This window comes from Paraburkholderia azotifigens (assembly GCF_007995085.1).
Taxonomy (GTDB): domain Bacteria; phylum Pseudomonadota; class Gammaproteobacteria; order Burkholderiales; family Burkholderiaceae; genus Paraburkholderia; species Paraburkholderia azotifigens.
Genome location: NZ_VOQS01000001.1, coordinates 1,753,402 through 1,778,164 on the forward strand (window position 1 = coordinate 1,753,402; position 24,763 = coordinate 1,778,164).

Below are 24,763 nucleotides of genomic sequence, written 5' to 3' on the forward strand. Positions count from 1 at the left end.
CTCTTGATTTGGATTGTAGTTAAACTACAATTCAGTGTCAAAAAAATTTTATCGGACTACGGGCGCCTTACAGCCCCTCGGATATCCCACGGAGACGCATGCAAACCGACTCTAGCTTCACCTTCGTTCTCTTCGGCGGAACTGGCGATCTGTCGATGCGCAAGATCCTCCCGGCTCTGTATGAAGCGCACCGTGCGGGCATGCTCGCGGCGAGCGGCAAGATCGTGGCCGTCGCGCGTCATGAGGAAGACCGTGACGGATATCTGCAATGGGTCAATGAACACGTAAAGGCGCACGTCGCGAAGAACGGCGTCGATGAAAACGCGTGGGCGAGCTTTATCGCTCGCATCGAGTATGTGAAGCTCGATCTTGGCAACGCGGAAGACTTCGTGAAGTTGCGCGATGCCATGCAGGATCTGCCCAGCTCGCGCGTGTTCTATCTGGCGACGGGTCCATCGCTGTTCGTCCCGATCTGCCGCGCGCTGGCCTCAGTAGGGTTGAACGAGCACGCGCGTATCGTGCTCGAAAAGCCGCTCGGCTACGACCTGCGTTCGTCGAACGCGATCAACGACGCCGTCGGCGAGATCTTTGCCGAAGAGCAGATCTACCGGATCGACCACTACCTGGGCAAAGAGCCCGTGCAGAACCTGCTCGCGCTGCGCTTCGGCAATGCGCTGTTCGAGCCGCTGTGGCGCCGCGAGTGGGTCGAGAGCATCCAGATCACGATTGCCGAAGAACTCGGCGTCGAAGCGCGCGGCGACTTCTACGACAATACGGGCGCGTTGCGCGACATGGTGCAGAACCATTTGCTGCAGTTGCTCTCGATCGTCGCGATGGAGCCGCCGCATTCGATGGATTCGGATTCCGTCCGCGATGAAAAGCTGCGCGTGCTGCGCGCGCTCAAGCCGATCGATCCGCGCGAGATCAGCAGGCTCGCCGTGCGCGGCCAGTATCATTCGGGCGTCATCCGCGGCACGTCGGTGCCGGCGTATGCAACCGAACCCGGCGTAAAGACCGACAGCGCAACGGAAACGTTTGTGGCGTTGAAGGTCGAGATCGAAAACTGGCGCTGGGCGGGCGTGCCGTTCTTCCTGCGCACGGGCAAGCGGCTCGCGGATCGCGTCGCGGAAATCGTCGTGAACTTCCGTGCAGTGCCGCATTCGGCACTGGGCGCGTCGGCGTTGCGCGCCGGCGCGAATCGGCTGGTCATCCGCCTGCAGCCGAACGAAACCATTCGCCTGTATTGCCTCGCGAAGAAGCCGGGCGAAGGGATGAACCTGTCGAGCGTCCACCTCGACCTCGCCTTCGACCAGTTCTTCAAGGAAGGCCAGATGGAGGCGTACCAGCGCCTGCTGCTCGACGTGATCAACGGGCGCCTCGCGCTGTTCGTGCGTCGCGACGAGCAGGAAGCGGCATGGAAGTGGGTGGAGCCTATCCTCAACGAATGGGCCGCGTCCGGCAAGCCGAAGCCGTATGCGGCCGGCACGTGGGGACCGGCGGCAGCGAGCGCGATGCTCGCGCAGCACGGCACCTGCTGGCTCGAAGAAGAAAACTGAATATGAAGTTGTGCGGCGCGTTTTGTTTTGACCTGCGATGATCGATGTCTTTCATCAGTTTCACGCAGCGCGCCGTGTGCAGCACAGCATGATCCCGCAGCACCTCAGATCAAACAAAGAAAGCAGCATGGAGGAGAAGTGATCGAGCTTCACGCTTTCGACGACCCGCGCGCCCAATCCGACGCGCTGGCGAAGGCGGTCGGCGACGCGTTACATGCGTCGCTCGCCGCCCGTGCGAGCGCGACCCGCGCCCGCCCGACGACGCTTGCCGTGTCCGGCGGCACGAGTCCGCGACCGTTTCTGCAGACGCTTTCCGCGCAACCGTTCGACTGGAAGCGCATTGCCGTGACGCTCGTCGACGACCGCTGGGTGCCCGAAACCGACGACGCCAGCAACGCGCGCCTCGCGCGCGAGACGCTGTTGCAGAATGCCGCGCGTGACGCCGCCTTCCTTCCCCTCGTGGATACGACGCAATCGCTCGACGGCTATGTCGCCGTGTTGAACGGCGAAGCCGCCGACGGTACGCGCCATCTTCCCGATGTCGCCGTGCTCGGCATGGGCGAAGACGGCCACACGGCATCGATTTTCGCGGACGCGCCCGAATGGGAGCACGCCGTCTCGACGGCCGAACCGTTCGTCGCCGTGCATCCCGGCGCTGTCCCGCATGCGCGCGTGAGCTGGTCGATGTCCGCATTGAAGAAGATCGACCGGCTGTTCCTGCTGATTGCCGGTCAGAAAAAGCTCGACGTGCTCAATGCCGCCGCAGCCGCCCCACAAAAAAATGCCATCTCGACGCTGGCGAACGACAAGGGAGTGAGACTCGATGTCTACTGGTGTGCAAACTAAGGCTGCCCCCGGTGCGGGCCAGCACGCCGACGGACCGAGGCTGCTCGCCGACATCGGCGGCACCAATGCGCGCTTCGCGCTTGAGACGGGTCCGGGCGAAATCACGCAGGTTCTCGTCTATCCGTGCGCCGAGTATCCAGGCGTTGCGGAGGTCATCAAGAAGTATCTGAAGGACACGAAGATCGGCCGCGTGAATCATGCAGCGATTGCGATTGCTAATCCAGTCGATGGCGACCAGGTCAGCATGACCAATCACGACTGGACGTTCTCGATCGAAGCGACGCGCCGCGCGCTCGGCTTCGATACGCTGCTGGTCGTGAACGACTTCACCGCCCTGGCCATGGCGCTGCCCGGACTTACCGATTCGCAGCGCGTGCAGGTCGGCGGCGGCTCACGCCGCCAGAACAGCGTGATCGGCCTGCTCGGCCCGGGCACGGGCATGGGCGTGTCGGGTCTGATTCCCGCCGACGACCGCTGGATCGCGCTCGGCAGCGAAGGCGGCCACGCGACGTTCGCGCCGATGGACGAGCGCGAAGACCTCGTTCTCCAGTACGCGCGCAAGAAGTGGCCGCACGTGTCGTTCGAACGCGTCGCGGCCGGCCCCGGCATTGAGGTGATTTATCGCGCGCTCGCGGGACGCGACAAGAAGCGCGTGCCCTCGACGATCGAAGTATCGGAGATCGTCAAGAAGGGACTCGACGGCGATCCGCTGGCCGCTGAAACGATTGACGTGTTCTGCGGCATTCTCGGCACCTTTGCGGGCAACATCGCGGTGACGCTCGGCGCGCTGGGCGGCATCTATATCGGCGGCGGCGTGGTGCCGCGTCTGGGCGAAGTGTTCGCGCGCTCGTCGTTCCGTAAGCGCTTCGAGGCGAAGGGACGTTTCGAGGCTTACCTGAAGAACGTGCCGACCTACGTGATCACGGCGGAGTATCCGGCGTTCCTCGGCGTGTCGGCGATTCTCGCGGAGCAGCTGTCGAATCGCGCTGGCGGAAGTTCGTCGGCCGTGTTCGAGCGCATCCGGCAGATGCGCGATGCGCTGACGCCTGCCGAACGGCGCGTCGCCGATCTCGCGTTGAACCATCCGCGTTCGATCATCAACGATCCGATCGTCGACATCGCCCGCAAGGCCGACGTGAGCCAGCCGACGGTGATCCGCTTCTGCCGTTCACTCGGCTGCCAGGGCCTGTCCGATTTCAAGCTGAAACTCGCGACGGGTTTGACGGGCACGATCCCCGTCTCGCACAGCCAGGTGCATCTCGGCGACACGGCGACGGACTTCGGCGCGAAGGTGCTGGACAACACCGTGTCGGCGATTTTGCAGCTGCGCGAGCATCTGAACTTCGAGCACGTCGAGGCGGCGATCGATCTGCTGAACGGGGCGCGGCGCATCGAGTTCTATGGGCTCGGCAATTCGAACATCGTCGCGCAGGATGCGCACTACAAGTTCTTCCGTTTCGGCATTCCGACGATTGCCTATGGCGATCTGTACATGCAGGCTGCGTCCGCGGCGCTGCTCGGCAAGGGCGATGTGATCGTCGCGGTATCGAAGTCGGGACGCGCGCCCGAGTTGCTGCGCGTGCTGGAAGTGGCGATGCAGGCGGGTGCGAAGGTGATCGCCATTACGTCGAGCAATACGCCTTTGGCCAAACGCGCGACAGTCGCGCTGGAGACCGATCACATCGAGATTCGCGAATCGCAGCTTTCCATGATTTCGCGGATTCTGCATCTGTTGATGATCGATATTCTGGCTGTTGGGGTTGCGATTCGGCGTGCTGCGCCGGCTTCTGAAGTGAGCGCTGCTGTGACGAAGGCACGCAAGGGCGCCGATGATGATACGTCGGCGGTGCTTGACTGGCTTAGTCACGGGGCTGCGGCTTCGCCGAAGGACTAGCGGTTTTTTTGTCAGCGACGCTAGTCGCCATTTTTAGGTTTTTGGGTTTCTTTATCGCTGGCATCCGCGAATTCGTATCGGTGCTTCTTGCGTTGCCCCTGTGCGGGGCGGCACCTACTTTTCTTTGCAGCGGCAAAGAAAAGTAGGCAAAAGAAAGCCGCTCACCCCGCTAATCCTTGTGTTTGCCTGCGGGCCCCCCACGGGTCCCGCACTCCACACGGCAACACGCTATTTCATGTGTGTTGCCAACGCCTCTAACAGGCGCATCACCCTCTCCATTCGCCCGTAACGCGGCCCGCGGCAGCGATCCGTCTGCGCCGCCCAGGTGGCAAACGGTGTGTAGGTTGTCGCACCTCTTACGCTGGCGCTCCTACGACACCGATCCCGCTTTTCAGTCCGGAGTGGTGCACTTCCGGCGCGACGGCCTACACACCGTTTGCCACCTGGGCGGCCGTGGACTTCCCGGTAATGCGGCCTGTGGCACGGGAGTGTGAAGTGGGTGAGGCGTGAGTTAGTACGCGGGCAACGGGCGTACGACAGTGCGATGCCGTGTGGAGTGCGGGACCCGTGGGGGGCCCGCAGGCAACTACCAGAACTGGCGGTGTGAGCCCGCTTTCTTTGCTTACTTTCTTTGCGGCGGCAAAGAAAGTAAGTGCCGCCCCGCACAGGGGCAACGCCCGAAGCACCGATACGAAACCGCGGATGCCACCGCAGCACAAACCAAAAACCAAAAATGGCGACTAGCGTCGCAGACAAAAACAACCCGTTACACGACCAGCCTGGAATGCCACCGCACGACCAACGCCCTTCCCACAAAACACAGGCACCCAGCGACAGCGATAGTGACCCCCATGCCTTGCGGCGAGCCATCATGCCAAAGCCCAACGGCAAAAGAAGACAACGCCCCCAACGCCAGTTGAACAGCACCAAACACAGCCGCAGCAGCGCCAGCGTTGCGCGGATATCGATGCATCAAATCGGTCGTGCAGTTAGCCGACAGCAACCCAACCACACCGACCACGAAAAACAGTCCGGCGACGATCGACCATAACCCGCCCCACCCGGTCAGACACATCAAAGCCACGAACAGCGACGCGACGAAGCTGATAGTCGCAGCAACGGAAATGACAGGCAGCGGCCCCGTCCGCCCAACCACCCGCGTGTTAATGAAGTTGCCGAGCATGATGCCGACAATGTTCATCCCGAACAGAAAGCCATAATGCTGCGCGGACACATGGAAGTACTCGATATACACGAACGGCGTCGCGGTGATGTACGCGAACATCGACGCGAAAGCCATGCCGCCGCACAACATGTGCCCCACGTCACGGGATCTTTCAACAACGTGCCATACGCGGCAAACGACTGAAACACGGCGCCGTGCGCACGCTTTTCGCGCGGCCATGTTTCCGGCACCTTCATGAACGCCGTGACCGCGCAGACCGCGCCGAAGATCGTCAGCGCGATAAAGACGACGCGCCAGCCACCGAGCAATAACAATTGACCGCCGATCAACGGCGCGAGCAACGGTCCAATCGACGTGACGATGGCAAGCATCGACAGCACGCGCGCCGCATCGGCCGGCCCGTGCGCGTCGCGGGCGATCGCGCGCGCCAGCACCGACGCCGCGCCCGCGCCGAGCGCCTGCACGAAGCGGAACGTGATGAGCGAACCGATCGTCGGCGACAGTGCACAGACGATCGTCGCGAGCGTGTACATCACGATGCCGCCGAGCAGCACGGGACGCCGCCCGTACGCGTCGGACATCGGCCCGTACAGCAGCATGCCGATCGAGAAGCCGAGCATGAAGCTCGTCAGCGTGCTCTGCGCGGCGCCCGCGCTGACGCTGAAGGCCTGCGTGATCGACGGCAGGCTGGGCAGGTACATATCGATCGAAATCGGCCCGCACGCGGCCAGCGCGCCGAGCAGCAGAATCAGCCGGGCGTCGGGCCGGGATCTGACGTCGTGAGACATGGAATTCCATTGAGAAGCAGCGCAAAAGGAACGGCTCTGCTGGATCCAGCGGACCGTGCAGCGCTGCGGATACGGCCCCTGATTGTACCCGACGCCCCATCCCGCCCTTCCCGCCGCCGGCCTTTCTCCGCCTTATCGGTTAAGCTGGCCGTCCGTTCTTCCGACACCGACATCCGACCCAGATGACTGCCTTTCTGCTGATCTGGAGCCCCAAAAAATGGCCGTGGCCGGAACTGCCCGACGTGGCGAAACGCGTCGCGGCCGGCGAAGCCGTCACCGATGTCTGGGGCTGCGGCTTCTCGCGAAGCATCCTGCCGGGCGACCGCGTATTCGTTCATCGCGTGACGCTGGAGCCCAAAGGCATATTTGCGTCGGGCTACGTGACGCGCGCGCCGTACGAAGTGCCCGATGCGACCAAAAAGCGCGGCTATCGGCTGTGCGTCGACTTCGTGTACGACTATCTCGTCGATGCGCATCATGAAGTCGTGGTAACGCGCGACGAACTGCGCAAGCACCCGTTCTCCGTGCAGACGTGGGACGCTCAAACCTCGGGCATCTCGATCAAACCCATGGCGGAAGGCGCGCTCGAAAAGCTGTGGATAGAACGGACGGGCAAGCGGGCGCGTCCCGCTGCCGCGCTCGCGCCGCCGTCGGACAAGCCGGCGTCGTCGACGAAAGAACAGGCCACACAGGCTTGGAGCGCCGCGAACAAGGCTGCTGCGGGCAAACGTGCGGCTCGCGTCGCGATGTACTTCAGCTCGCGCAAGCGCCCGGATGGCACGCCAGGCGAAGGCGGTGGCGATTCCGGCGACGCCTGAGCGCAACCTGTCCGCGCCTCGCCGCTCCGCCCCGCTCGCGGCCGATTCGACACGACTCCGGTACAATTTCGTGAGGTCATTCTGACGGTCGCGTGGCCGCTCTGCGCCAGTGCGCAAGCATCCGGACCACACCGACGCCGCCCTTGTACTGCACTCGCGCAAGTCCCAGCCTTTTGACGCGCGAGCCCAACCCAAGCAGGTCCAACGCTCATGCCCAGCAATCAAGAACTCTTCGACCGCGCCCAGAAAACCATTCCGGGCGGCGTCAATTCGCCTGTGCGCGCCTTCCGTTCGGTCGGCGGCACGCCGCGTTTCATCGAGCGCGCGCAAGGCGCGTACTTCTGGGACGCCGAGGGCAAGCGCTATATCGACTACATCGGCTCGTGGGGGCCGATGATCGTCGGCCATGTGCATCCCGAGGTACTCGAGGCCGTGCAGCGCGTGCTGGCGAACGGCTTCTCGTTCGGCGCGCCGACGGAAGCCGAGATCGAGATCGCCGAGGAAATCTGCAAGCTCGTGCCTTCGATGGAGCAGGTGCGGATGGTGTCGAGCGGCACGGAAGCGACGATGAGCGCACTGCGTCTTGCGCGCGGCTTCACGAACCGCAGCCGTATCGTCAAGTTCGAGGGCTGCTATCACGGCCACGCTGACAGCCTGCTCGTGAAGGCCGGCTCGGGCCTGCTGACGTTCGGTAATCCGACGTCGGCGGGCGTGCCCGTCGATATCGCGAAGCACACCACCGTGCTCGAATACAACAACGTCGCCGCGCTCGAAGAAGCGTTCAAGGCGTTCGGCGGCGAGATCGCGTCGGTGATCGTCGAGCCGGTGGCGGGCAACATGAACCTCGTTCGCGCGACGCCCGAATTCCTCGGTGCGCTGCGTCGTTTGTGTACCGAGTACGGCTCGGTGCTGATCTTCGACGAAGTGATGTGCGGCTTCCGCGTCGCGCTCGGCGGCGCTCAACAACTGTACGGCATCACGCCGGATCTCACTTGTCTCGGCAAGGTGATCGGCGGCGGCATGCCGGCCGCGGCCTTCGGCGGACGGCGCGACATCATGGCTCATCTCGCGCCGCTCGGCGGCGTGTATCAGGCGGGGACGCTGTCGGGCAATCCGATCGCCGTCGCGGCCGGTCTGAAGACGCTGCAACTGATCCAGGCGCCCGGCTTCTACGATGCGCTGTCGCGTCAGACCACGCGCCTCGTGCAAGGCCTCACGGAAGCCGCGCGCGAAGCGAAGATTCCGTTTGCGGCGGATTCTGTCGGCGGCATGTTCGGCCTGTACTTCTCGGATTCGGTGCCGGGCAGCTTCGCCGAAATCTCGCGCTGCGACGTGCCGCGCTTCAACACGTTCTTCCACAAGATGCTCGATGCGGGCGTGTACTTCGCGCCATCCGCGTACGAAGCCGGCTTCGTGTCGAGCGCGCACGACGACGCGATCGTCGACGCAACCATCGCAGCCGCGCGCGGCGCATTCAAGTCGCTCGCCTGATCCACGCCGACGAAACACTGAAGGGATAACCCGAAACCGATGTTCTCGCAGACCGATTTCGTCCACATGGAGCGCGCGCTGGCCCTCGCCTGGCGCGGCCTGTACACGACCGACCCGAATCCGCGTGTCGGCTGCGTGCTGGTGAAGAATGGCGAGGTGATCGGCGAAGGCTTCACGCAGCCGGCCGGTCACGACCACGCGGAAATTCAGGCGCTGAAGGACGCACGCAAGCGCGGCCACGATCCCAAGGGCGCGACTGCATACGTGACACTGGAACCGTGCAGCCACTTCGGCCGCACGCCGCCGTGCGCGAATGCGCTGATCGAGGCGAAGCTCGCGCGCGTAGTTGCCGCGATGGAAGATCCGAACCCGCGCGTGTCCGGGCGTGGACTTTCGATGCTGCGCGACGCGGGCATCGAAGTGCGCTGCGGCCTGCTCGAAAACGACGCGCGCGAGCTGAACATCGGCTTCGTGTCGCGGATGACGCGCGGCCGTCCCTGGGTGCGGATGAAAGTGGCCGCCTCGCTGGATGGCCGCACGGGCCTGCCGTCGGGCGAAAGCCAGTGGATTACGAGCGAAGCGGCGCGCAACGACGGACATGCGTGGCGCGCCCGTGCGTCGGCGATCCTGACTGGCATCGGCACCGTGAAAGAAGACAACCCGCGTATGACGGTGCGCGCCGTCGATACGCCGCGTCAGCCCCATCGCGTGCTGATCGACAGCCAGCTCGACGTGCCGCCCGAAGCGCAGATTCTGGCGGGCGCGCCGACGCTGATCTTCTGCAGCACGCTCACGCCGCTGCTCGAAGAACGCGCCGCCGTGCTGCATGACCGCGGCGCGGAGATCGTGCCGCTCGCGAACGAAAACGGCAAGGTCGACCTGCCCCGCATGCTCGACGAACTCGCCAGGCGCGAAGTCAACGAACTGCACGTGGAAGCGGGCTACAAGCTGAACGGGTCGCTGCTGCGCGAAGGCTGCGTCGACGAACTGCTCGTCTATCTCGCGCCGAGTCTGCTCGGCAACGACTCGATGAGCATGTTCAATCTCGCCGCGCCGGGCGCGCTGGACGGGCGCACGCAACTCGAGTTTCATGCCGTGGACAGAATCGGCAGCGACGTGCGGATTCTCGCGCGCCTGATCCGAAAGACGCCCACGCACTGACCAATCGATATAGGACACGACACGATGTTTACGGGAATCGTCGCGGCTGTCGGCCGCATTGCATCGATCAAGCCGCTGGGCAACGATCCGGACGCGGGCGTTCGCCTGCATGTGGACGCGGGCGGCCTCGACATGGAAGACGTGCAACTGGGCGACAGCATCGCCATTCAGGGCGCGTGCATGACGGTGATCGAAAAATCGCCGGCGTCGTTCGACGTCGACGTGTCGCGCGAAAGCCTGAACCGGACGGTGGGTCTCGGCGGCACGGGCGAAGTCAACCTCGAAAAAGCGCTGCGCTCGCATGACCGGCTGGGCGGCCATATCGTATCGGGCCACGTGGACGGCCTCGGCACGGTGACGCGTTTCGCGCGTGTGGGCGAATCGCACGAACTGCGCGTGCTCGCGCCGCGCGAGATCGGCAAGTATCTGGCGTACAAGGGCTCGATTACCGTGAACGGCGTGAGCCTCACCGTGAACTCGGTGAATGACCGCGACGACGGCTGCGAGTTTTCGATCAATCTTATTCCGCATACGGTTGAAGTCACCACGCTCAAGGCTCTGAAGGAAGGTACGCAGGTCAATCTGGAGATCGATCTGATCGCGCGGTACGTCGAGCGGATGCTCAACGCACCGAAGTAGTCTCGCCTTCCTCTTTGCGGCTGAACATTCGTCCGAATGGCATATGCCGTTCGGACGGGCGACTTGCCGGGCGGCGTGGCGTAAAATACGCGCTTTCCCAAACTTCTCGCCAACATGACCCTCGCCTCCACCCTTGAAATCATCGCCGAGCTCAAAGCTGGCCGGATGGTGATTCTTGTCGACGAAGAAGACCGCGAAAACGAGGGCGACCTCGTCATCGCCGCGGAGTTCATCACGCCGGAAGCGATCAACTTCATGGCGCGCTTTGGCCGCGGCCTGATCTGCCTGACGCTCACGCAGGAACGCTGCCGTCAGCTCAACCTGCCGCTGATGACGCACCGCAACGGCACGCAGTACGGCACGGCGTTCACGGTGAGCATCGAAGCAGCCGAAGGCGTCACCACGGGCATTTCGGCGGCGGACCGCGCGCATACCATCGCGACGGCTGTCGCGGCGAACGCGCGCGCCGAGGACATCGTCCAGCCGGGCCACGTATTCCCGATCATGGCGCAGCCGGGCGGCGTGCTGGTGCGCGCGGGCCACACGGAAGCGGGCTGCGATTTCACGGCGCTCGCGGGGCTCACGCCCGCTGCCGTGATCTGCGAAATCATCAAGGACGACGGCACGATGGCGCGCCTGCCCGACCTGCTGACGTTCGCCGAAGAACACGGCCTGAAGATCGGCACGATCGCCGACCTGATCCACTATCGCAGCCGCACGGAATCGATCGTGGAGCGCGTGTGCGAACGCACGATGCAGACCGTGCACGGCCCGTTCCGCGCCGTGATGTATCTGGACCAGCCGAGCGGCCAGCCGCACATGGCGCTGGTGCGCGGCACGCCCACGCCGGACCGCGAAACGATGGTGCGGGTGCACGAGCCGTTGTCGGTGCTGGATCTGCTGGAAGTCGGCACGTCCACGCACTCGTGGACGCTCGACGCCGCGATGAAGGAAATTGCCGCGCACGATCACGGCGTGATCGTGCTGCTGAATTGCGGCGACTCGAAGGAACACATGATCGACGTGTTCAAGGCTTTCGACGAAAAAAGCCGCGCCGAGGCGCTCAAGCGCCGCCCGGTGGACTTCAAGACGTATGGCATCGGCGCGCAGATTCTGCGCGAACTCGGTGTCGGCAAGATGCAGGTGCTGTCGAACCCGCGCAAGCTGGGCAGCATGTCCGGCTATGGGCTCGAAGTGACCGGCTTCGTGCCGATGCCAGGCAGCGCGGCCCAGAAGCCGCAGAACTGCTGAACGCATCAACGGCTCTTACGACCAGTTTTCGCGTAGTTCCAGTTCATCTGCGCTCAACCAACACACTACGGACCTCATATGGAAATCGGACAATACCAACCGAATCTCGACGGCGACGGTCTGCGCATCGGCATCGTCCAATCGCGCTTTAACGAACCCGTCTGCAACGGCCTCGCTGACGCGTGCATCGAAGAACTCGAACGCCTCGGCGTTACGGGCGAAGACGTGCTGCTCGTCACCGTGCCGGGCGCGCTCGAAATCCCGCTCGCGCTGCAAAAGCTCGCCGAAAGCGGCCAGTTCGACGCGCTGATCGCGCTCGGCGCGGTCATTCGCGGCGAGACGTATCACTTCGAACTCGTGTCGAACGAAAGCGGCTCGGGCATCTCGCGCATTGCGCTCGACTTCGGCATCCCCGTCGCGAACGCCGTGCTGACCACGGAAAACGACGAACAGGCCGTCGCCCGCATGACCGAGAAAGGCCGTGACGCGGCCCGCACCGCTGTCGAAATGGCGAATCTCGCGGTCGCGCTCGAACAGCTCGACGGCGATGACGACGGCGAAGGCGAAGACGAGGACGACGAAGAGGAACGGGCATGAAGAGCGCACGCCGACGCTCCCGCGAACTGGCCACGCAGGGGCTTTATCAGTGGCTGCTGTCGGGTTCGCCGGCAGGTGAGATCGACGCGCAGCTGCGTGGCGCCCAAGGGTACGACAAGGCCGACCACGAGCATCTCGAGGCGATCCTGCATGGCGTGATCCGCGATTCGGAGGCACTGTCCGCCGATCTCGCGCCTTGCCTTGACCGCCCCATCGACCAGCTGTCGCCCGTCGAACGCGCGGTGCTGCTGGTGGCCGCGTACGAGCTGAAGAACCATATCGACATTCCGTATCGCGTCGTCATCAACGAGGCTGTCGAGCTGGCGAAGACCTTCGGCGGCGCGGACGGCTACAAGTACGTGAATGGCGTGCTGGACAAGCTGTCGGCGAAGCTGCGCGTCGACGAAACGCAGGCGGCCGCCCGCAAGCAGTAAGCGCGCGCAGCGAACGTGGCTGCCCTCGGCTGTTGGCGATGCAGGCGGGTCCGGCGTTACGCGGGCCCGCCTTTGTTGTTTGCGCGGCAATGTCCGCGCTTTTGTATTGAACTGGATTGATCGAATGAACAGCGTGACCGAACCCCTCGTGAAACTGGCCGCCCGCGTCGACGCCATCCAGCCGTTCTACGTGATGGAACTGGCGAAGGAAGCTGCCCTGCTGGAGCGTGCAGGGCGCGACATCATCCACATGGGAATCGGCGAACCCGATTTCACGGCGCCCGAACCTGTGATCGAGGCTGCAACGCGAGCGCTGCGCAGCGGCGTCACGCAGTACACGAGCGCGCTCGGCATTCATCCGCTGCGCGAGGCGATCGCCGGGCATTACAGGCATGCATACGGCCTCGACATCGATCCGGCGCGGATCGTCGTGACGGCAGGTGCTTCGGCGGCACTGCTGCTGGCGTGCGCGGCACTCGTCGACCGCGACGACGAAGTGCTGATGCCCGATCCGAGCTATCCGTGCAACCGTCATTTCGTCGCCGCCGCCGAGGGCAAGCCGGTGCTGGTGCCGAGCGGGCCGGCCGAGCGCTTCCAGTTGACTGCGGCCGACGTCGAACGTTTGTGGAACGCGAACACGCGTGGCGTGCTGCTCGCGTCGCCGTCGAACCCGACGGGCACGTCGATCGAACCGGCCGAACTCAAGCGCATCGTCGAAGCGGTCCGGGCGCGCGGTGGTTTCACGATCGTCGACGAGATCTACCAGGGCCTGAGCTACGACGCGCCGCCCGTGTCCGCGCTGTCGTTCGGCGAGGACGTGGTCACCGTCAACAGCTTCTCGAAATACTTCAACATGACTGGCTGGCGCCTGGGCTGGCTGGTAGTACCGCCCGCCCTCATCGGCGCGTTCGAGAAGCTCGCGCAGAACCTGTTCATCTGCGCGTCCGCGCTCGCGCAGCATGCGGCGCTCGCCTGCTTCGAGCCGGATACGCTGGCAATCTACGAAGGCCGCCGGCTCGAATTCAAGCGCCGCCGCGATTTCATTGCCCCCGCGCTCGAATCGCTCGGCTTTTCGGTGCCCGTGATGCCGGACGGTGCGTTTTATGTCTATGCTGATTGCCGCGGCGTCGCCCATCCGGCCGCGGGCGATAGCGCCGCGCTCACCACGGCGATGCTGCACGACGCGGGCATCGTGCTCGTGCCGGGCATGGATTTCGGCTCGTACCAGCCGCGCGAGTACATCCGGCTGTCGTACGCGACGGCTTATTCGAAGCTGGAAGAGGCTGTCGATCGTCTGCAGAAACTGTTCGGCGGCTAGACGCGAAACAAGCTAGCCAACGAAAAAGGGCACCCGAAGGTGCCCTTTTTTTTTGCCGGATCAGCTTTCGGCGGAACGCGTTCAGGCGCCCAGCTCAGGCTGCGACGGATGCTTCGCCGTGTTGGCGCTCGCATCGTCCTGCTCCGCACCCTTCACCGGCGTCGCCGCCGTCAGCGGATGTCCTTCGAGCGTCACCTGGACGCGCTTGTTCGCGCCATTCGACGACGCAGCCGGAGACGGCGTCGACGCCGTCACCGTGGAAGGCGCTTGCGGCGAGTTGATCGGCACCTTGCGGCCCCGTGCCACGTCGCGCAGACGCGTGCGCTCGGCCATCACCTTCGCGCCGTAGCCGCCATCGTCCGGCGACGTCGAACCGACGTACAGACGCAAGCCACCCGGCAGCGAACCGCCGCGCGCGATGCAGTCCTTCAGCACGATCGCCCCGACCTTGATGTTCGCGAGCGGCTCCAGCGCCGCGCTCTGTCCGCCGAAGTAGCGGAATTTGTCCGAATGCACCGTCGACATGACCTGCATCAGGCCTTTGGCGCCGACGCCGCTTTCCGCGTATGGGTTGAAGCCCGACTCGATCGCCATCACCGCGAGCAGCAGCAGCGGGTCGAGACCGACTTCGCGGCCCGTGTCGAACGCGGCTTTCACGAGCTCGCTGACGGGCTCCTGAGCGACGCGGTAGCGACGCGCGATAAAGGTCGCAACGAGATCCTGCTCGCGGGTGGACACGAGCACGCGGTCGCCGCGTGCATCGGGCGACACGCGTTGCGACGGGATCATCGACGCGATCGTGCTGACGCTCGGCAGTGTGCGCGGATCGAGGCCGTTCAGCGCGGCCGAGGAAAGGCCCGTGCTGACTCCCGCGCCCGACGACGGCACCGTGAAGCTGCTGCTGTTGTCGCTGGCGACGTTATAGCCGGCGTCAGCGGCAGCCGCCGCGGTGTTGGGCTTGTCGCCCGTACCCGTATTCGACGAGCTCGACAGCGTATCGTCGTGCGGCGCCGCGTTGCCGCGCTGTGGCGGCGCGAACGACGGCAGCGGGTTGCCCTGCAGCAGACGGGCGGGACCGGCCTGCACAGCGGCCGAGATGAAGGGCATCAGCCGCGTCGCCAGCGTCAGGCGCCAGCTGGGCATCAGCCACAGCGTAAGCGCGAACAGGACAGCGAACCCGCCGACCACGCTGAAAAGATGATGACTCACACGCGTCCCTTGACGCAGCGCCCCGCGCATGACTTGCGCGAGCCGCTCGTTGGGACGCCACGATAACCAGGCGTTCATTCAGATCTCCCATGTTGCTGGCCCGCGAACACCGTAAAAACGACCGGCTGAAATGCAGTTCGCAAAAGCCAAGACGCCGCGCGCTCTGGTTAAGGCGACAACGACGTCGGGAAAACGGCAAAAAGTACCGTTGGGGAGCCAAAATCTTGAAAAGGGCCGCCTGCATGCCAAAAAGCACGCATACGGTGGCTCCCACGCGAAAAACCAGCGTCGAAATGCGCTGGTGGAGACTACTTGTGACCGTCAATACCGTGCAGGGGCGGTAAGAGCGACGCGTTGCGTCTGAAGGACCGGGGGACGGTGGTAAAAACTATCAATTCCCTGCAACCGATGTGACCGGATTCTATCAGGGTTTTATAGATCGTCAACACTATAGAATGTCAAAACTATAACCAATTGTAATAATGAACAGTGTTCAGGAGCTTCAAGCGCCCTGCATACGGGCCTTTGCAGCCGATTGACATTTTCCGTATTCAACGTGCGCTTCCTAACGCAGGTAAAATCGACAATCCATTCGGCGCGGTCGTTCGTCATCCGCTCGTCACCGTGCCGCCTGCTTTTCCCGCTCTTGCAGCACTGCCAGAACAGACCGATGAAATACAAAGACCTGCGTGACTTCGCGAGCCGCCTCGAATCGCTTGGCGAGTTGCGCCGCATCTCGCAAAAGGTGTCGCCTATCCTGGAAATGACGGAGCTGTGCGATCGCGTGCTGCGCGCAGGCGGCCCCGCGCTGCTGTTCGAGTCGAAGGAGACGCATGCGTTCCCGGTGCTCGGCAATCTGTTCGGCACGCCGCGGCGCGTCGCGCTCGGCATGGGTATCGATTCGGCCACGCCGAGCGACGCCAGCGGCGATCAGGCGGCGCTCGAATCGCTGCGCGACGTCGGGCGTCTGCTGTCTGCACTGAAGGAGCCGGAGCCGCCCAAGGGCCTCAAGGACGCCGGCAAGCTGCTATCGCTGGCGAAGGCGGTCTGGGACATGGCGCCGAAGACGGTGAGCGGCCCGCCCTGCCAGGAAATCGTCTGGGAGGGCAACGATGTCGATCTCGCGAAATTGCCCATTCAGACCTGCTGGCCGGGCGACGCGGGTCCGCTGATCACCTGGGGCCTCACGGTCACGCGCGGGCCGAACAAGACGCGGCAAAACCTGGGGATCTACCGGCAGCAGGTGATCGGGCGCAACAAGGTCATCATGCGCTGGCTCGCGCATCGCGGCGGCGCGCTCGACTTCCGCGAGTTCGCGTTGAAGAATCCCGGCAAGCCGTATCCCGTTGCGGTCGTGCTGGGCGCCGATCCGGCGACGATCCTCGGCGCGGTGACGCCCGTGCCCGACACGCTGTCCGAATACCAGTTCGCGGGGCTGCTGCGCGGCGGCCGCACGGAGCTCGCGAAGTGCATCACGCCGGGCGTCGATACGCTGCAGGTGCCCGCGCGCGCGGAGATCGTGCTCGAAGGCTTCATCTATCCGCAGGAAGGTCAGCCGGCGGCCACGCCCGACGGTGCGCCGCCGCGTCCGTCGAAAGGCGCAAGCGCATCCTATGAGCATGCGCTCGAAGGCCCGTATGGCGATCACACGGGCTACTACAACGAGCAGGAATGGTTTCCCGTTTTCACGATCGAGCGCATCACGATGCGCCGCGACGCGATCTATCACTCCACCTACACGGGCAAACCGCCCGACGAGCCGGCCGTGCTGGGCGTCGCGCTGAACGAGGTGTTCGTGCCGCTGCTGCAAAAGCAGTTCACCGAAATCACCGACTTCTATCTGCCGCCCGAAGGCTGCAGCTACCGGATGGCGATCGTGCAGATGAAGAAGAGCTATCCGGGCCACGCAAAGCGCGTGATGTTCGGCGTGTGGAGCTTCCTGCGGCAGTTCATGTATACGAAGTTCATCGTCGTGGTTGACGAAGACGTGAACATCCGCGACTGGAAGGAGGTCATCTGGGCGATTACGACGCGTATCGATCCGACGCGCGATACCGTGCTGGTCGATCGCACGCCGATCGACTATCTGGATTTCGCCTCGCCCGTGGCTGGCCTCGGCTCGAAGATGGGACTCGACGCAACCAGCAAATGGCCCGGCGAAACCGACCGCGAATGGGGCCGTCCGATCGTGATGGACGACGCCGTGAAAGCACGCATCGACGGTCTGTGGAACGAGCTCGGTCTGTGAGCCGCAGCGGTTGCGGCTCGACGCCCGCAACCGCCTCCTCCTGAACAACAAAATCATCAAAGCGGTTGAACGGATGCATAGCTTGTCGATGTTGTCGGACGGTTTTTTCCTCTCGCTGTCGTTGTGCCTCGATATCGGTCTCGTCAACGTCGCGATCATTTCGCTGACGTTGTCGCACGGCTTCAGGCCGGGCTTCTGGCTCGGCCTCGGTTCCTGTTTCGGCGATCTCGTCTACGCGGCGCTCGCGCTCGTGGGCATGGCCGCGCTGCTGCAATTCGAGTCGGTGCGCTGGGTCGTGTGGATCGGCGGCGCGGCGATCCTGCTCTTTCTGACCTGGAAAATGGCGCGCGAGGCGCTGTTTCCGGCGTCGGCGCCGCCCGTCGAAGGTGAAGCCGACGCGTCGACACCGCATCTCGATCCGAAGCGCGGCTTCCTGCGCGGCGCGTTGCTCGCCATCTCTTCGCCGAGCGCGATTCTGTGGTTCGCGGCTGTCGGCGGCGCGCTAATCGCCAAAGCGGGCGCTACAACGGTCACGACGGCGCCCGTCTTTCTCGGCGGCTTTTTCCTCGGCGGGCTGTGCTGGACGCTCTTTATCTGCGGACTGGCGAGCCACGGACGCAAACGCGCGGGCACAAGGCTGCTGCGCATCTGTCACGTACTGTCGGCGCTGTTGTTTGCTTATTTCTCGTACAGCGTGATCGTCAATGGCTACCACGACCTGATCATGCCGATGGCGCACGTCGCAAGCTGATCGTGCCTGCGGTTTTACGCGTCCAGATGCAAACGGCGCAACGCGGCGCTGAGCCGGCGTTGCGCCGTTGTGTCGTCCGGCACGCGTAGCGTCAACGCACTACGCAGCCCCAACATCAATACCGGTAATACGGACGGCCGTAATAGCCGTGGCGATAGTAAGGCCGGTGATAGCCGTAGTACCCACCCACTACCACGGGCGGCGGCGGTGCATAGACCACGGGCGGCGGCGCATACACCACGGGCGGAGGCGGCGGCGCGTAATACACGGGAGGCGGCGCCGCGTAGACGGGATAAGCCGGCGCAACAGGGATACCAATACCGATGCCAACGGACACATGAGCCTGCGCTGCAGTGGTCAGTCCAACCCCGAGTGCGGCAGCAGCGATAAACGGAACGATCTTCTTCACTTGTATTTCTCCTGGCGGCTCGGCCGTTCTGACCGGGTCGCATGACGGTCATGCTCTGAACTCAATGTATCCAAAAAGCCTGCATGCCGTTGTCTGCATTTGTTGCAAATTGCAATTGCGGGAACGCGCTTCGCCAGCCGGGGCCTTCCTTTCATTCATCAGAGGATGCTCACGGCGTCGAAAATCAAGGGTTTGGCCATTCGTACGATGCAGATCGGGCATCCTGACTGGCCTCGCCTGCCGCGTCTTCGGCGTGTCGGTAATCTTTGATTACAAATTCGCTGAATAGCCGTTGCGGACGCGCATCATACCGCCGCAAACCATGCGCCCGTAAACGAAAAACGCCCGGCCAACGGGCCGGGCGTTTTGCATGTTCCACTTCAAATGAGCATCAACCGACTTTCACGTACGTGAACTCGCGCGTGACATTAGGCGGCACATAGGCGCCGCTGATCTTCACCCGAGGGCTGAGCCGCTTCTTCTGATCCCACCAGCGACGGCGTTGAGAATGCGTGAGGAACCGCAAGTGCTTTCGGTAAGCAAAGATGCTCATCGTAACCTCCCGAATCTGACTGCGAGACATAGAAAACCACGGTGACTGCCTATCCACTCCTACGGAAAAGCCTGAAAGCAGTTTTCGCGCCTGCACGCACGACGATCGGCTGCCGTGCCCGCGCGAGCGGCCCTGAAAGCATCAGTTGACCGCGAAACGCACGCTTGCGTGCGCCCAAACCACCTGCCAAAGCCGCCAGTTCGCGCCCCGGATTTATTGGAGCGCGATACTCCAGCTTTCTTTTTCAGTCCCGTCGGGAGCAGGAACCATGTCCCAGCCCTCCCTGCCGCGCCTGGGTTTCATCGGCGCGGGCCGGATTGCGCGCTGCCTTGCGCACGGCTTCGCACGCGCCGGATATCCCGTCACGGCCATCGCGAGCCGCACAGCCGAATCGGCGCGGCAGCTCGCCAGTCAGATCGAATCCTGCGCCGCGTATGACGACCCTCAGCGGGCCGTCGAGTCGGCGGACATACTCTTTTTAACCGTCCCCGATGACAGCATCGGTACGACAGCGAACACACTCGCCTTTCCCGCGCGCGCGGCGCCCGGCAAGCACGCCTGGGCCGTCGTGCATTGCAGCGGCGCATCGCCCGTCGAGCTGCTTGCCCCGGCTCGGGACCAGGGCGCGTCGATCGGCGGTTTTCATCCACTTTACCTGTTCAGCGGCGATTTGACAGATGTCGACCGGATCGCCGGCTGCTCGGTGACGATCGAGGCCGATGGCGCGCTCAAGGAGGCGCTGGTGGCGCTCGCCGCCGCGCTGCGCTGCCATCCGCTGTCAATTCCCGCCGACGGCCGCCTGCTGTACCACGCGGCGGCGCACTACGCGGCGGGATTCGCCCTGTGCAGTCTGGCCGAGAACGTGAGCCTGTGGCGCAAGCTCGGGTTCGACGAACACGACGCGCTGCGCGCGCTGCTCCCGATGATGGCGCGCACGCTCGAAACCGCCCGCGACCGCGGGCTCGCCAATGCGCTGGCGGGACCGGTTTCACGCGGCGACGTCGGCGTGGTGGAAGAGCAACTGTCGCTGCTGGAAGGGCTGGGCGGCGATCACGGCGCGCTGTTCGGTCTGATGTCGCGACGGGCCATCGCACTCGCGCGCCAGCGTACGACGCCGCCCGCCGCCATCGACGCGATCGCCGCCGCCGTCGAGCAATCGCTCACCCGCACGCTCCAAGGCGCAGCGAAAGGTGCAAGCGCGGAGTAAGCCGTGATAATGTGACGTCCGGCATGAACGGGGCCATCATGACCACTGCCCACGACGGGATCGGCGGCACGAACGGTCCCATCGACAATGCCGGGCCACCACGCGGGCAACGACACGCAGCAGGCGCACGACGCCCGCCTGCGCTTCGTGACCAACCGACGAGAACGCACAATGATCAAGGTCAGCATCCTCTATCCATATCGAGAAGGCGGACGTTTCGACGTCGACTATTACTGCGGCACGCACATGCCGCTCGCCGCGAAACTGTTCGGCGCGGCGCTGAAAGGCTGGTCGGTCGACATCGGCATCAACGCCGGGCCGCCAGGCTCGCCGCCGCCGTTCGTCGCTGCGGGACACTTTCTGTTCGACACCGTCGACGCGTTTTACGAAGTCTTCAAACCCGCCAGCGACACATTGCACGCCGACATTCCCAACTACACGGACGGCGGCAACGGCAAGATTCTGATCAGCGAAATCAAGGTCGCCGTCTAATCCGGCGATCTGCGCGCGGGCGTCCTGGCGAATCACCCAGTGTCCGTCGCGCCCGATGTTGTCTAGCCGTCCGCCGGCCTGCCGGTGCCACGCGTCCCGCCCGCCGGGACGTTTTCTGAAGGAAAGGACCCACGATGTTCGGCGATATCGCCCGTTTTCTGCTCAATACCATCTTCACGCTGTTCGGCGCGGCTCTGCTGCTGCGCGCCTGGCTCCAGTTCATCCGCATGCAGCCGTACAACCCGGTGTCGAGTGCCGTGATGCAGGCGACCAACTGGCTCGTGCTGCCGCTGCGCAAGATTATTCCGAGCACGCGCAGCATCGACTGGGCGAGCCTCGTCGCCGCGCTGATCACGTCGATCGTCTATGTCGTGCTGATGGTCGCGATCGTCGGCGTCGATCCCCTCGCGCTGATGCCGTCGCTGCTGATCGTCGCGCTGCTGACGGTCGTCAAATGGGCGCTGAACCTGCTGATCTGGCTGACGATCCTGATGGCGCTGCTGTCGTGGCTCAATCCGCGTTCGCCCGCCATGCCGATTTTGTATCAGCTGACGGCGCCGTTTCTGGATCCGCTGCGCAAGGTCATGCCGCGACTCGGCGGTATCGATCTGTCGCCGATCCTGCTGTTCGTGATCGTCCAGGTGCTGCTGATGGTCGTGACGCGCGCGGCCGTGTCGCTGACGCTGTTCGGCATCTGATACGCGCCTGATTCGGCGCAATGCCGGGTGCTTCGTACAACCGGCGATTTGCCCAAAGCCGCCGAATCCGCGTAAAATAGCGCCCTCTGCGGGCGTCGTATAATGGTAATACCCTAGCTTCCCAAGCTAGAGCCGTGGGTTCGATTCCCATCGCCCGCTCCACTTTCAGCCGCTCCCTCCGCCGCAACGCGCGCGTTGGGAGACCAGGCGGAAAATCCAGCGTGAGAGCCGCCTCCCTGAAGGCGGCTTTTTTATAGCGTGCGTCCTGCCGCGAGCATCGAAAGACGCATCTCACGCCAGTCGGTTCAGTGATTTCCGCCGCCACTCATGCCTTCATCACGATGATTCACGATCCGAACGAAGCCGGTCTGCCGCGCGATCCTTCCCAGCTTATGGGTGACGAACAGCCCGACTCCAATGGCAACGCCGACACCGCCGCGCCGGAAAACGCGCTGCACCTGCGCCGCATCCGCAGCTTCGTCACGCGTGCCGGCCGCGTGTCGACGGGACAGCGCCGCGCGATGGACGAACTCGGCCCGCGCTTCGTCGTGCCCTACACGCCAGTGCAGCCGGACTGGGACACCGTCTTTGGACGCCGCGCACCGCGCATTCTGGAAATCGGCTTCGGCATGGGCGCGACGACGGCCGAGATCGCGTCGCATCGTCCCGACGACGATTTTCTCGGCGTCGAAGTGCACGAGCCGGGCGTCGGCGCGCTGCTCAAGCTGATGGGCGAGCAGAACCTGTCGAACATCCGCATCATCCAGCACGACGCCGTCGAAGTGCTCGAGAACATGATTGCACCCGCGAGTCTGGACGGCGTGCACATCTTCTTTCCCGATCCGTGGCACAAGGCGCGTCACCACAAGCGCCGCCTGATCCAGCCAAAGTTCGTCGCGCTGCTGGTGTCGCGGCTGAAGCCGGGCGCGTACATCCATTGCGCGACCGACTGGCAGAACTACGCGGAACAGATGCTCGAAGTGCTGGGCGCAGAACCCGCGCTCGAAAACACCGCCGACGACTACGCACCGCGTCCCGACTATCGCCCCGTGACGAAGTTCGAGAAGCGCGGCCTGCGCCTCGGGCACGGCGTGTGGGATCTGATCTACAAGCGTCGTCCGAACAGCTGAAGTGCCTGAGCTTCAACGGAAACGTCAACGCAAACAAAAAAGGCCTGCGGTTTGCATACCGCAGGCCTTTTTCACATCCGGTCTTCGAAAGACCGAGCGAAAAACCGGGCGAAAGACCGAGAAGCGTCAGTCCGCCCAGCTCAGCCCGCCGCTATAGCCGATCAGCAGGATCAGCAAGCCGAAGCCGATTCGATACCACGCAAACGCGCTGAAATCGTGCGCGGCGATGTAGCGCAGCAGCCAGCGCACGCAAGCGAACGCGCTGACGAACGCCGCGAGAAGACCGATCGAAAAGAGCCCCAGCGCATCGGTCGACAGTTCGTGCCAGCCCTTGTGCAGCTCGTAGACCGTCGCGCCGAAGATGATGGGGATCGCGAGGAAGAACGAGAACTCGGTCGCGACGCGCCGGTCGAGGCCGAACAGCATGCCGCCGATGATCGTCGAGCCGGAGCGGGACATGCCCGGAATCAGCGCGAAGCATTGCGCGAGACCGACCTTGAGTGCGTCGAGTGGCGTCATGTCGTCGACCGAATGAATGCGCGCCCGAACATCCGGCCGGTTGCGCTGCCGCGCCTCGACCCAGAGGATCAGCACGCCGCCCACCACCAGCGCGAACGCGACGGGCACGGGCGAAAACAGCACGGTCTTGATCGCTTTTTCGAACAGCAGACCCAGCACGATGGCCGGAATCGTCGCGATGATCACGTTGAGCGTAAAACGCCGCGCTTCGGTGCGTGTCGCGAGCCCCGCCACGACGTCGACGATGCGCTGCCGGAATTCCCAGCACACGGCGAGAATCGCGCCGAGCTGGATCACGACATCGAAAGTTTTTTCCTGCGGGACGTCGAAATTCAGCAGACTGCCGGCCACGATCAGGTGACCCGTGCTCGATACCGGCAAAAATTCGGTCAAGCCTTCCACGACGCCGAGAATCAGCGCCTTCAACGTGATGATCCAGTCCATCCGTGGCCTTTCGCTTGAAGTTGGTAGGCAAAACGGCCGCGTCCGAAAGAATGGCGCAGCCGCCCGGCCGCGCGTGCGTCACTTTTCGACGATCTGCACGCGTATGCCGTTTGTAAGGACCGTGATTGTACCGGGTTCGTAATTCACTCCGGCAAATTGCAGCTGCTCGGGCTTGAAGGTGTAGACGGGATAGTTGGTCAGCAGTTGAGTGGCGAGCACGGCCGCGGCCGCGTCGATCTGCTGCGTATAGGCCTGCGCGTTGCCGTCGACGCTCACGTTGTCGACGTTCGGCTGTCGCAGCACGACGGAGCGGCTTTGCGGATCGTATTCGAGCTGACTCGACAGCGTGAAAACGCCGTTCACCGGCTGCTGCAGGAATGGACTCGCGAGCCGCGCATCGAGCCGCACCGAGACACGGTTCGTATCGGGCAGCAAGCCGACGACGGGATTGCTCAGCGCGACATCGAACACCTGCGATACCGTGCGCTGATACGGAAACTTGCGCTGGACAGCGTCTTGAACCTGCCTTTGCGAAAACGTGTAGTGATCCGGAATAAACGGAAACGTCGACGTTGCGCATGCGACGAGCGGCGCCGTGATGCCTGCGGCCACGCAGGCGGACAGCGCGGAAATCAGAAAGCGGCGCCGTGCGGGCGCGGCGGATTGGGTCATGCAGATTCTCCTGTGGCACGGTCAGCGCCGAGCCGCTATTGCCTTCGATGGATTGTCTTCAGTCTTTCGAGCCGCGACGTCGACGATCACGGCCGCGTGTCGGTTTCCAGACGCGTGAGCCAGGCGAGCGCTTTGTCGCGCGAGCTGCCGCACATGTCCGGCTGTGGCTGTAGACCCGAACAGCACGCCGGACGTTCCGGCTTGCCGAAGATTGCGCAGCGCAGATCGTCGCCGAGCTGCACGCAGCGTATGCCCGCGGGCTTGCCGTGCGGCATGCCGGGAATCGGGCTCGATATCGACGGGGCGATGCAGCACGCGCCGCAATTCGGGCGGCACGCATGATCCGCCGCAGCGGACGGCGTTTGAGGCAGATGAAGAGACACGACACACTTCCTGATACACGAGTACGCGAAACGGCGGACAAACCATCAAAACCTTGACGCCGATCAACC

At 63.9% G+C, this 24,763-nt stretch carries 23 protein-coding genes, 1 tRNA gene and 1 pseudogene; 18 read left to right on the forward strand and 7 right to left on the reverse strand.

What is annotated here, in order from left to right:
* Window positions 1–98: 98 nt before the first annotated feature.
* The 3 genes from zwf (at window position 99) to FRZ40_RS07800 (ending at window position 4,296) form a co-directional block, all read left to right on the forward strand.
* Window positions 99–1,556, forward strand: coding sequence for a glucose-6-phosphate dehydrogenase (gene zwf / locus FRZ40_RS07790; protein ID WP_147233796.1), 1,458 nt, complete (start codon window positions 99–101; stop codon window positions 1,554–1,556).
* A gap of 138 nt (window positions 1,557–1,694) precedes the next feature.
* Window positions 1,695–2,402: a 6-phosphogluconolactonase gene (pgl, locus tag FRZ40_RS07795; RefSeq protein ID WP_147233797.1), complete on the forward strand. Its 708-nt coding sequence runs from the start codon at window positions 1,695–1,697 to the stop codon at window positions 2,400–2,402.
* Window positions 2,380–4,296, forward strand: coding sequence for a bifunctional transcriptional regulator/glucokinase (locus tag FRZ40_RS07800; RefSeq protein WP_147233798.1), 1,917 nt, complete (start codon window positions 2,380–2,382; stop codon window positions 4,294–4,296). The genes pgl and FRZ40_RS07800 overlap by 23 nt, the downstream gene beginning before the upstream one ends.
* A gap of 766 nt (window positions 4,297–5,062) precedes the next feature.
* On the opposite strand, the pseudogene FRZ40_RS07805 reads toward FRZ40_RS07800, so the two are convergent.
* Window positions 5,063–6,270: pseudogene (locus FRZ40_RS07805) on the reverse strand (Bcr/CflA family multidrug efflux MFS transporter).
* Window positions 6,271–6,452: 182 nt separating this feature from the next.
* Between FRZ40_RS07805 and FRZ40_RS07810 the strand changes: the two are divergent.
* From FRZ40_RS07810 to FRZ40_RS07845, 8 genes are all read left to right on the forward strand, one after another.
* Window positions 6,453–7,088, forward strand: coding sequence for a hypothetical protein (locus FRZ40_RS07810; protein ID WP_028368375.1), 636 nt, complete (start codon window positions 6,453–6,455; stop codon window positions 7,086–7,088).
* A 210-nt stretch (window positions 7,089–7,298) separates the two neighbouring features.
* Window positions 7,299–8,579: a glutamate-1-semialdehyde 2,1-aminomutase gene (hemL, locus tag FRZ40_RS07815; protein WP_147233799.1), complete on the forward strand. Its 1,281-nt coding sequence runs from the start codon at window positions 7,299–7,301 to the stop codon at window positions 8,577–8,579.
* A gap of 39 nt (window positions 8,580–8,618) precedes the next feature.
* Window positions 8,619–9,740: a bifunctional diaminohydroxyphosphoribosylaminopyrimidine deaminase/5-amino-6-(5-phosphoribosylamino)uracil reductase RibD gene (gene ribD, locus FRZ40_RS07820; RefSeq protein WP_028368377.1), complete on the forward strand. Its 1,122-nt coding sequence runs from the start codon at window positions 8,619–8,621 to the stop codon at window positions 9,738–9,740.
* Between the two features lie 24 nt (window positions 9,741–9,764).
* The gene (locus tag FRZ40_RS07825) at window positions 9,765–10,379 is read left to right on the forward strand and encodes a riboflavin synthase (RefSeq protein ID WP_028368378.1); all 615 of its coding nucleotides are present in this window, start codon (window positions 9,765–9,767) and stop codon (window positions 10,377–10,379) included.
* 114 nt (window positions 10,380–10,493) lie between these two features.
* Entirely contained in the window at window positions 10,494–11,630 is a 1,137-nt protein-coding gene (gene ribBA, locus FRZ40_RS07830; RefSeq protein ID WP_028368379.1) for a bifunctional 3,4-dihydroxy-2-butanone-4-phosphate synthase/GTP cyclohydrolase II, read from the forward strand.
* A 78-nt stretch (window positions 11,631–11,708) separates the two neighbouring features.
* Window positions 11,709–12,227 carry a 6,7-dimethyl-8-ribityllumazine synthase gene (gene ribH, locus FRZ40_RS07835; RefSeq protein ID WP_147233800.1) on the forward strand — a complete coding sequence of 173 codons (519 nt, stop codon included), beginning with the start codon at window positions 11,709–11,711 and terminating at the stop codon, window positions 12,225–12,227.
* The gene (gene nusB, locus FRZ40_RS07840) at window positions 12,224–12,661 is read left to right on the forward strand and encodes a transcription antitermination factor NusB (protein WP_028368381.1); all 438 of its coding nucleotides are present in this window, start codon (window positions 12,224–12,226) and stop codon (window positions 12,659–12,661) included. Before ribH ends, nusB begins: the two co-directional genes overlap by 4 nt.
* A gap of 124 nt (window positions 12,662–12,785) precedes the next feature.
* Window positions 12,786–13,979, forward strand: a complete 1,194-nt coding sequence (locus FRZ40_RS07845) for a pyridoxal phosphate-dependent aminotransferase (protein ID WP_028368382.1) — start codon at window positions 12,786–12,788, stop codon at window positions 13,977–13,979.
* An 81-nt stretch (window positions 13,980–14,060) separates the two neighbouring features.
* Here FRZ40_RS07845 and FRZ40_RS07850 read toward each other — a convergent pair whose 3' ends face one another.
* Complete coding sequence (locus FRZ40_RS07850; protein WP_147233801.1) at window positions 14,061–15,266, reverse strand: transglycosylase SLT domain-containing protein; 1,206 nt, start codon at window positions 15,264–15,266, stop codon at window positions 14,061–14,063.
* A 592-nt stretch (window positions 15,267–15,858) separates the two neighbouring features.
* On the opposite strand from FRZ40_RS07850, the gene FRZ40_RS07855 reads away from it, so the two are divergent.
* Entirely contained in the window at window positions 15,859–17,436 is a 1,578-nt protein-coding gene (locus tag FRZ40_RS07855; protein WP_028368384.1) for a UbiD family decarboxylase, read from the forward strand.
* A 73-nt stretch (window positions 17,437–17,509) separates the two neighbouring features.
* A complete protein-coding gene (locus tag FRZ40_RS07860; RefSeq protein ID WP_147233802.1) occupies window positions 17,510–18,187 on the forward strand; it encodes a LysE family translocator in 678 nt (225 codons plus the stop codon).
* A 115-nt stretch (window positions 18,188–18,302) separates the two neighbouring features.
* Here FRZ40_RS07860 and FRZ40_RS07865 read toward each other — a convergent pair whose 3' ends face one another.
* Together FRZ40_RS07865 and FRZ40_RS44345 are read right to left on the reverse strand one after the other, a co-directional pair.
* Window positions 18,303–18,596: a hypothetical protein gene (locus FRZ40_RS07865; RefSeq protein ID WP_035542682.1), complete on the reverse strand. Its 294-nt coding sequence runs from the start codon at window positions 18,594–18,596 to the stop codon at window positions 18,303–18,305.
* A gap of 391 nt (window positions 18,597–18,987) precedes the next feature.
* Window positions 18,988–19,149, reverse strand: coding sequence for a hypothetical protein (locus tag FRZ40_RS44345; protein ID WP_167528645.1), 162 nt, complete (start codon window positions 19,147–19,149; stop codon window positions 18,988–18,990).
* A gap of 268 nt (window positions 19,150–19,417) precedes the next feature.
* On the opposite strand from FRZ40_RS44345, the gene FRZ40_RS07870 reads away from it, so the two are divergent.
* The 5 genes from FRZ40_RS07870 to trmB all read left to right on the forward strand — a co-directional run bounded on the left by FRZ40_RS07870 (window position 19,418) and on the right by trmB (window position 22,676).
* Entirely contained in the window at window positions 19,418–20,356 is a 939-nt protein-coding gene (locus FRZ40_RS07870) for a Rossmann-like and DUF2520 domain-containing protein (RefSeq protein ID WP_147233803.1), read from the forward strand.
* Window positions 20,357–20,527: 171 nt separating this feature from the next.
* Window positions 20,528–20,848 carry an EthD family reductase gene (locus FRZ40_RS07875; protein WP_147233804.1) on the forward strand — a complete coding sequence of 107 codons (321 nt, stop codon included), beginning with the start codon at window positions 20,528–20,530 and terminating at the stop codon, window positions 20,846–20,848.
* 134 nt (window positions 20,849–20,982) lie between these two features.
* Window positions 20,983–21,546 (forward strand): YggT family protein, encoded by a 564-nt coding sequence (locus FRZ40_RS07880; RefSeq protein WP_028368388.1) that lies wholly within the window; start codon window positions 20,983–20,985, stop codon window positions 21,544–21,546.
* 88 nt (window positions 21,547–21,634) lie between these two features.
* Window positions 21,635–21,708 (forward strand) — tRNA-Gly (locus FRZ40_RS07885).
* A gap of 179 nt (window positions 21,709–21,887) precedes the next feature.
* A complete protein-coding gene (gene trmB, locus FRZ40_RS07890) occupies window positions 21,888–22,676 on the forward strand; it encodes a tRNA (guanosine(46)-N7)-methyltransferase TrmB (RefSeq protein WP_147234790.1) in 789 nt (262 codons plus the stop codon).
* Window positions 22,677–22,802: 126 nt separating this feature from the next.
* Here trmB and FRZ40_RS07895 read toward each other — a convergent pair whose 3' ends face one another.
* From FRZ40_RS07895 to FRZ40_RS07905, 3 genes are all read right to left on the reverse strand, one after another.
* Window positions 22,803–23,639 (reverse strand): undecaprenyl-diphosphate phosphatase, encoded by an 837-nt coding sequence (locus FRZ40_RS07895; protein ID WP_147233805.1) that lies wholly within the window; start codon window positions 23,637–23,639, stop codon window positions 22,803–22,805.
* A gap of 78 nt (window positions 23,640–23,717) precedes the next feature.
* Entirely contained in the window at window positions 23,718–24,311 is a 594-nt protein-coding gene (locus FRZ40_RS07900) for a DUF1439 domain-containing protein (protein WP_147233806.1), read from the reverse strand.
* Window positions 24,312–24,397: 86 nt separating this feature from the next.
* Window positions 24,398–24,694 carry a YkgJ family cysteine cluster protein gene (locus FRZ40_RS07905; RefSeq protein ID WP_147233807.1) on the reverse strand — a complete coding sequence of 99 codons (297 nt, stop codon included), beginning with the start codon at window positions 24,692–24,694 and terminating at the stop codon, window positions 24,398–24,400.
* Window positions 24,695–24,763 lie beyond the last annotated feature (69 nt).

Coding starts and splice junctions, on each gene's coding strand:
- ribH (WP_147233800.1), top strand. CDS start 11,709: ATGGAAATCGGACAATACCAACCGAATCTCGACGGCGACGGTCTGCGC.
- hemL (WP_147233799.1), top strand. CDS start 7,299: ATGCCCAGCAATCAAGAACTCTTCGACCGCGCCCAGAAAACCATTCCG.
- FRZ40_RS07825 (WP_028368378.1), top strand. CDS start 9,765: ATGTTTACGGGAATCGTCGCGGCTGTCGGCCGCATTGCATCGATCAAG.
- FRZ40_RS07860 (WP_147233802.1), top strand. CDS start 17,510: ATGCATAGCTTGTCGATGTTGTCGGACGGTTTTTTCCTCTCGCTGTCG.
- zwf (WP_147233796.1), top strand. CDS start 99: ATGCAAACCGACTCTAGCTTCACCTTCGTTCTCTTCGGCGGAACTGGC.
- FRZ40_RS07800 (WP_147233798.1), top strand. CDS start 2,380: ATGTCTACTGGTGTGCAAACTAAGGCTGCCCCCGGTGCGGGCCAGCAC.
- FRZ40_RS07900 (WP_147233806.1), bottom strand. CDS start 24,311: ATGACCCAATCCGCCGCGCCCGCACGGCGCCGCTTTCTGATTTCCGCG.
- FRZ40_RS07845 (WP_028368382.1), top strand. CDS start 12,786: ATGAACAGCGTGACCGAACCCCTCGTGAAACTGGCCGCCCGCGTCGAC.
- FRZ40_RS07880 (WP_028368388.1), top strand. CDS start 20,983: ATGTTCGGCGATATCGCCCGTTTTCTGCTCAATACCATCTTCACGCTG.
- FRZ40_RS07850 (WP_147233801.1), bottom strand. CDS start 15,266: ATGAACGCCTGGTTATCGTGGCGTCCCAACGAGCGGCTCGCGCAAGTC.
- nusB (WP_028368381.1), top strand. CDS start 12,224: ATGAAGAGCGCACGCCGACGCTCCCGCGAACTGGCCACGCAGGGGCTT.
- ribBA (WP_028368379.1), top strand. CDS start 10,494: ATGACCCTCGCCTCCACCCTTGAAATCATCGCCGAGCTCAAAGCTGGC.
- FRZ40_RS07895 (WP_147233805.1), bottom strand. CDS start 23,639: ATGGACTGGATCATCACGTTGAAGGCGCTGATTCTCGGCGTCGTGGAA.
- FRZ40_RS44345 (WP_167528645.1), bottom strand. CDS start 19,149: ATGAGCATCTTTGCTTACCGAAAGCACTTGCGGTTCCTCACGCATTCT.
- trmB (WP_147234790.1), top strand. CDS start 21,888: ATGATTCACGATCCGAACGAAGCCGGTCTGCCGCGCGATCCTTCCCAG.
- FRZ40_RS07870 (WP_147233803.1), top strand. CDS start 19,418: ATGTCCCAGCCCTCCCTGCCGCGCCTGGGTTTCATCGGCGCGGGCCGG.
- FRZ40_RS07810 (WP_028368375.1), top strand. CDS start 6,453: ATGACTGCCTTTCTGCTGATCTGGAGCCCCAAAAAATGGCCGTGGCCG.
- FRZ40_RS07875 (WP_147233804.1), top strand. CDS start 20,528: ATGATCAAGGTCAGCATCCTCTATCCATATCGAGAAGGCGGACGTTTC.
- ribD (WP_028368377.1), top strand. CDS start 8,619: ATGTTCTCGCAGACCGATTTCGTCCACATGGAGCGCGCGCTGGCCCTC.
- FRZ40_RS07855 (WP_028368384.1), top strand. CDS start 15,859: ATGAAATACAAAGACCTGCGTGACTTCGCGAGCCGCCTCGAATCGCTT.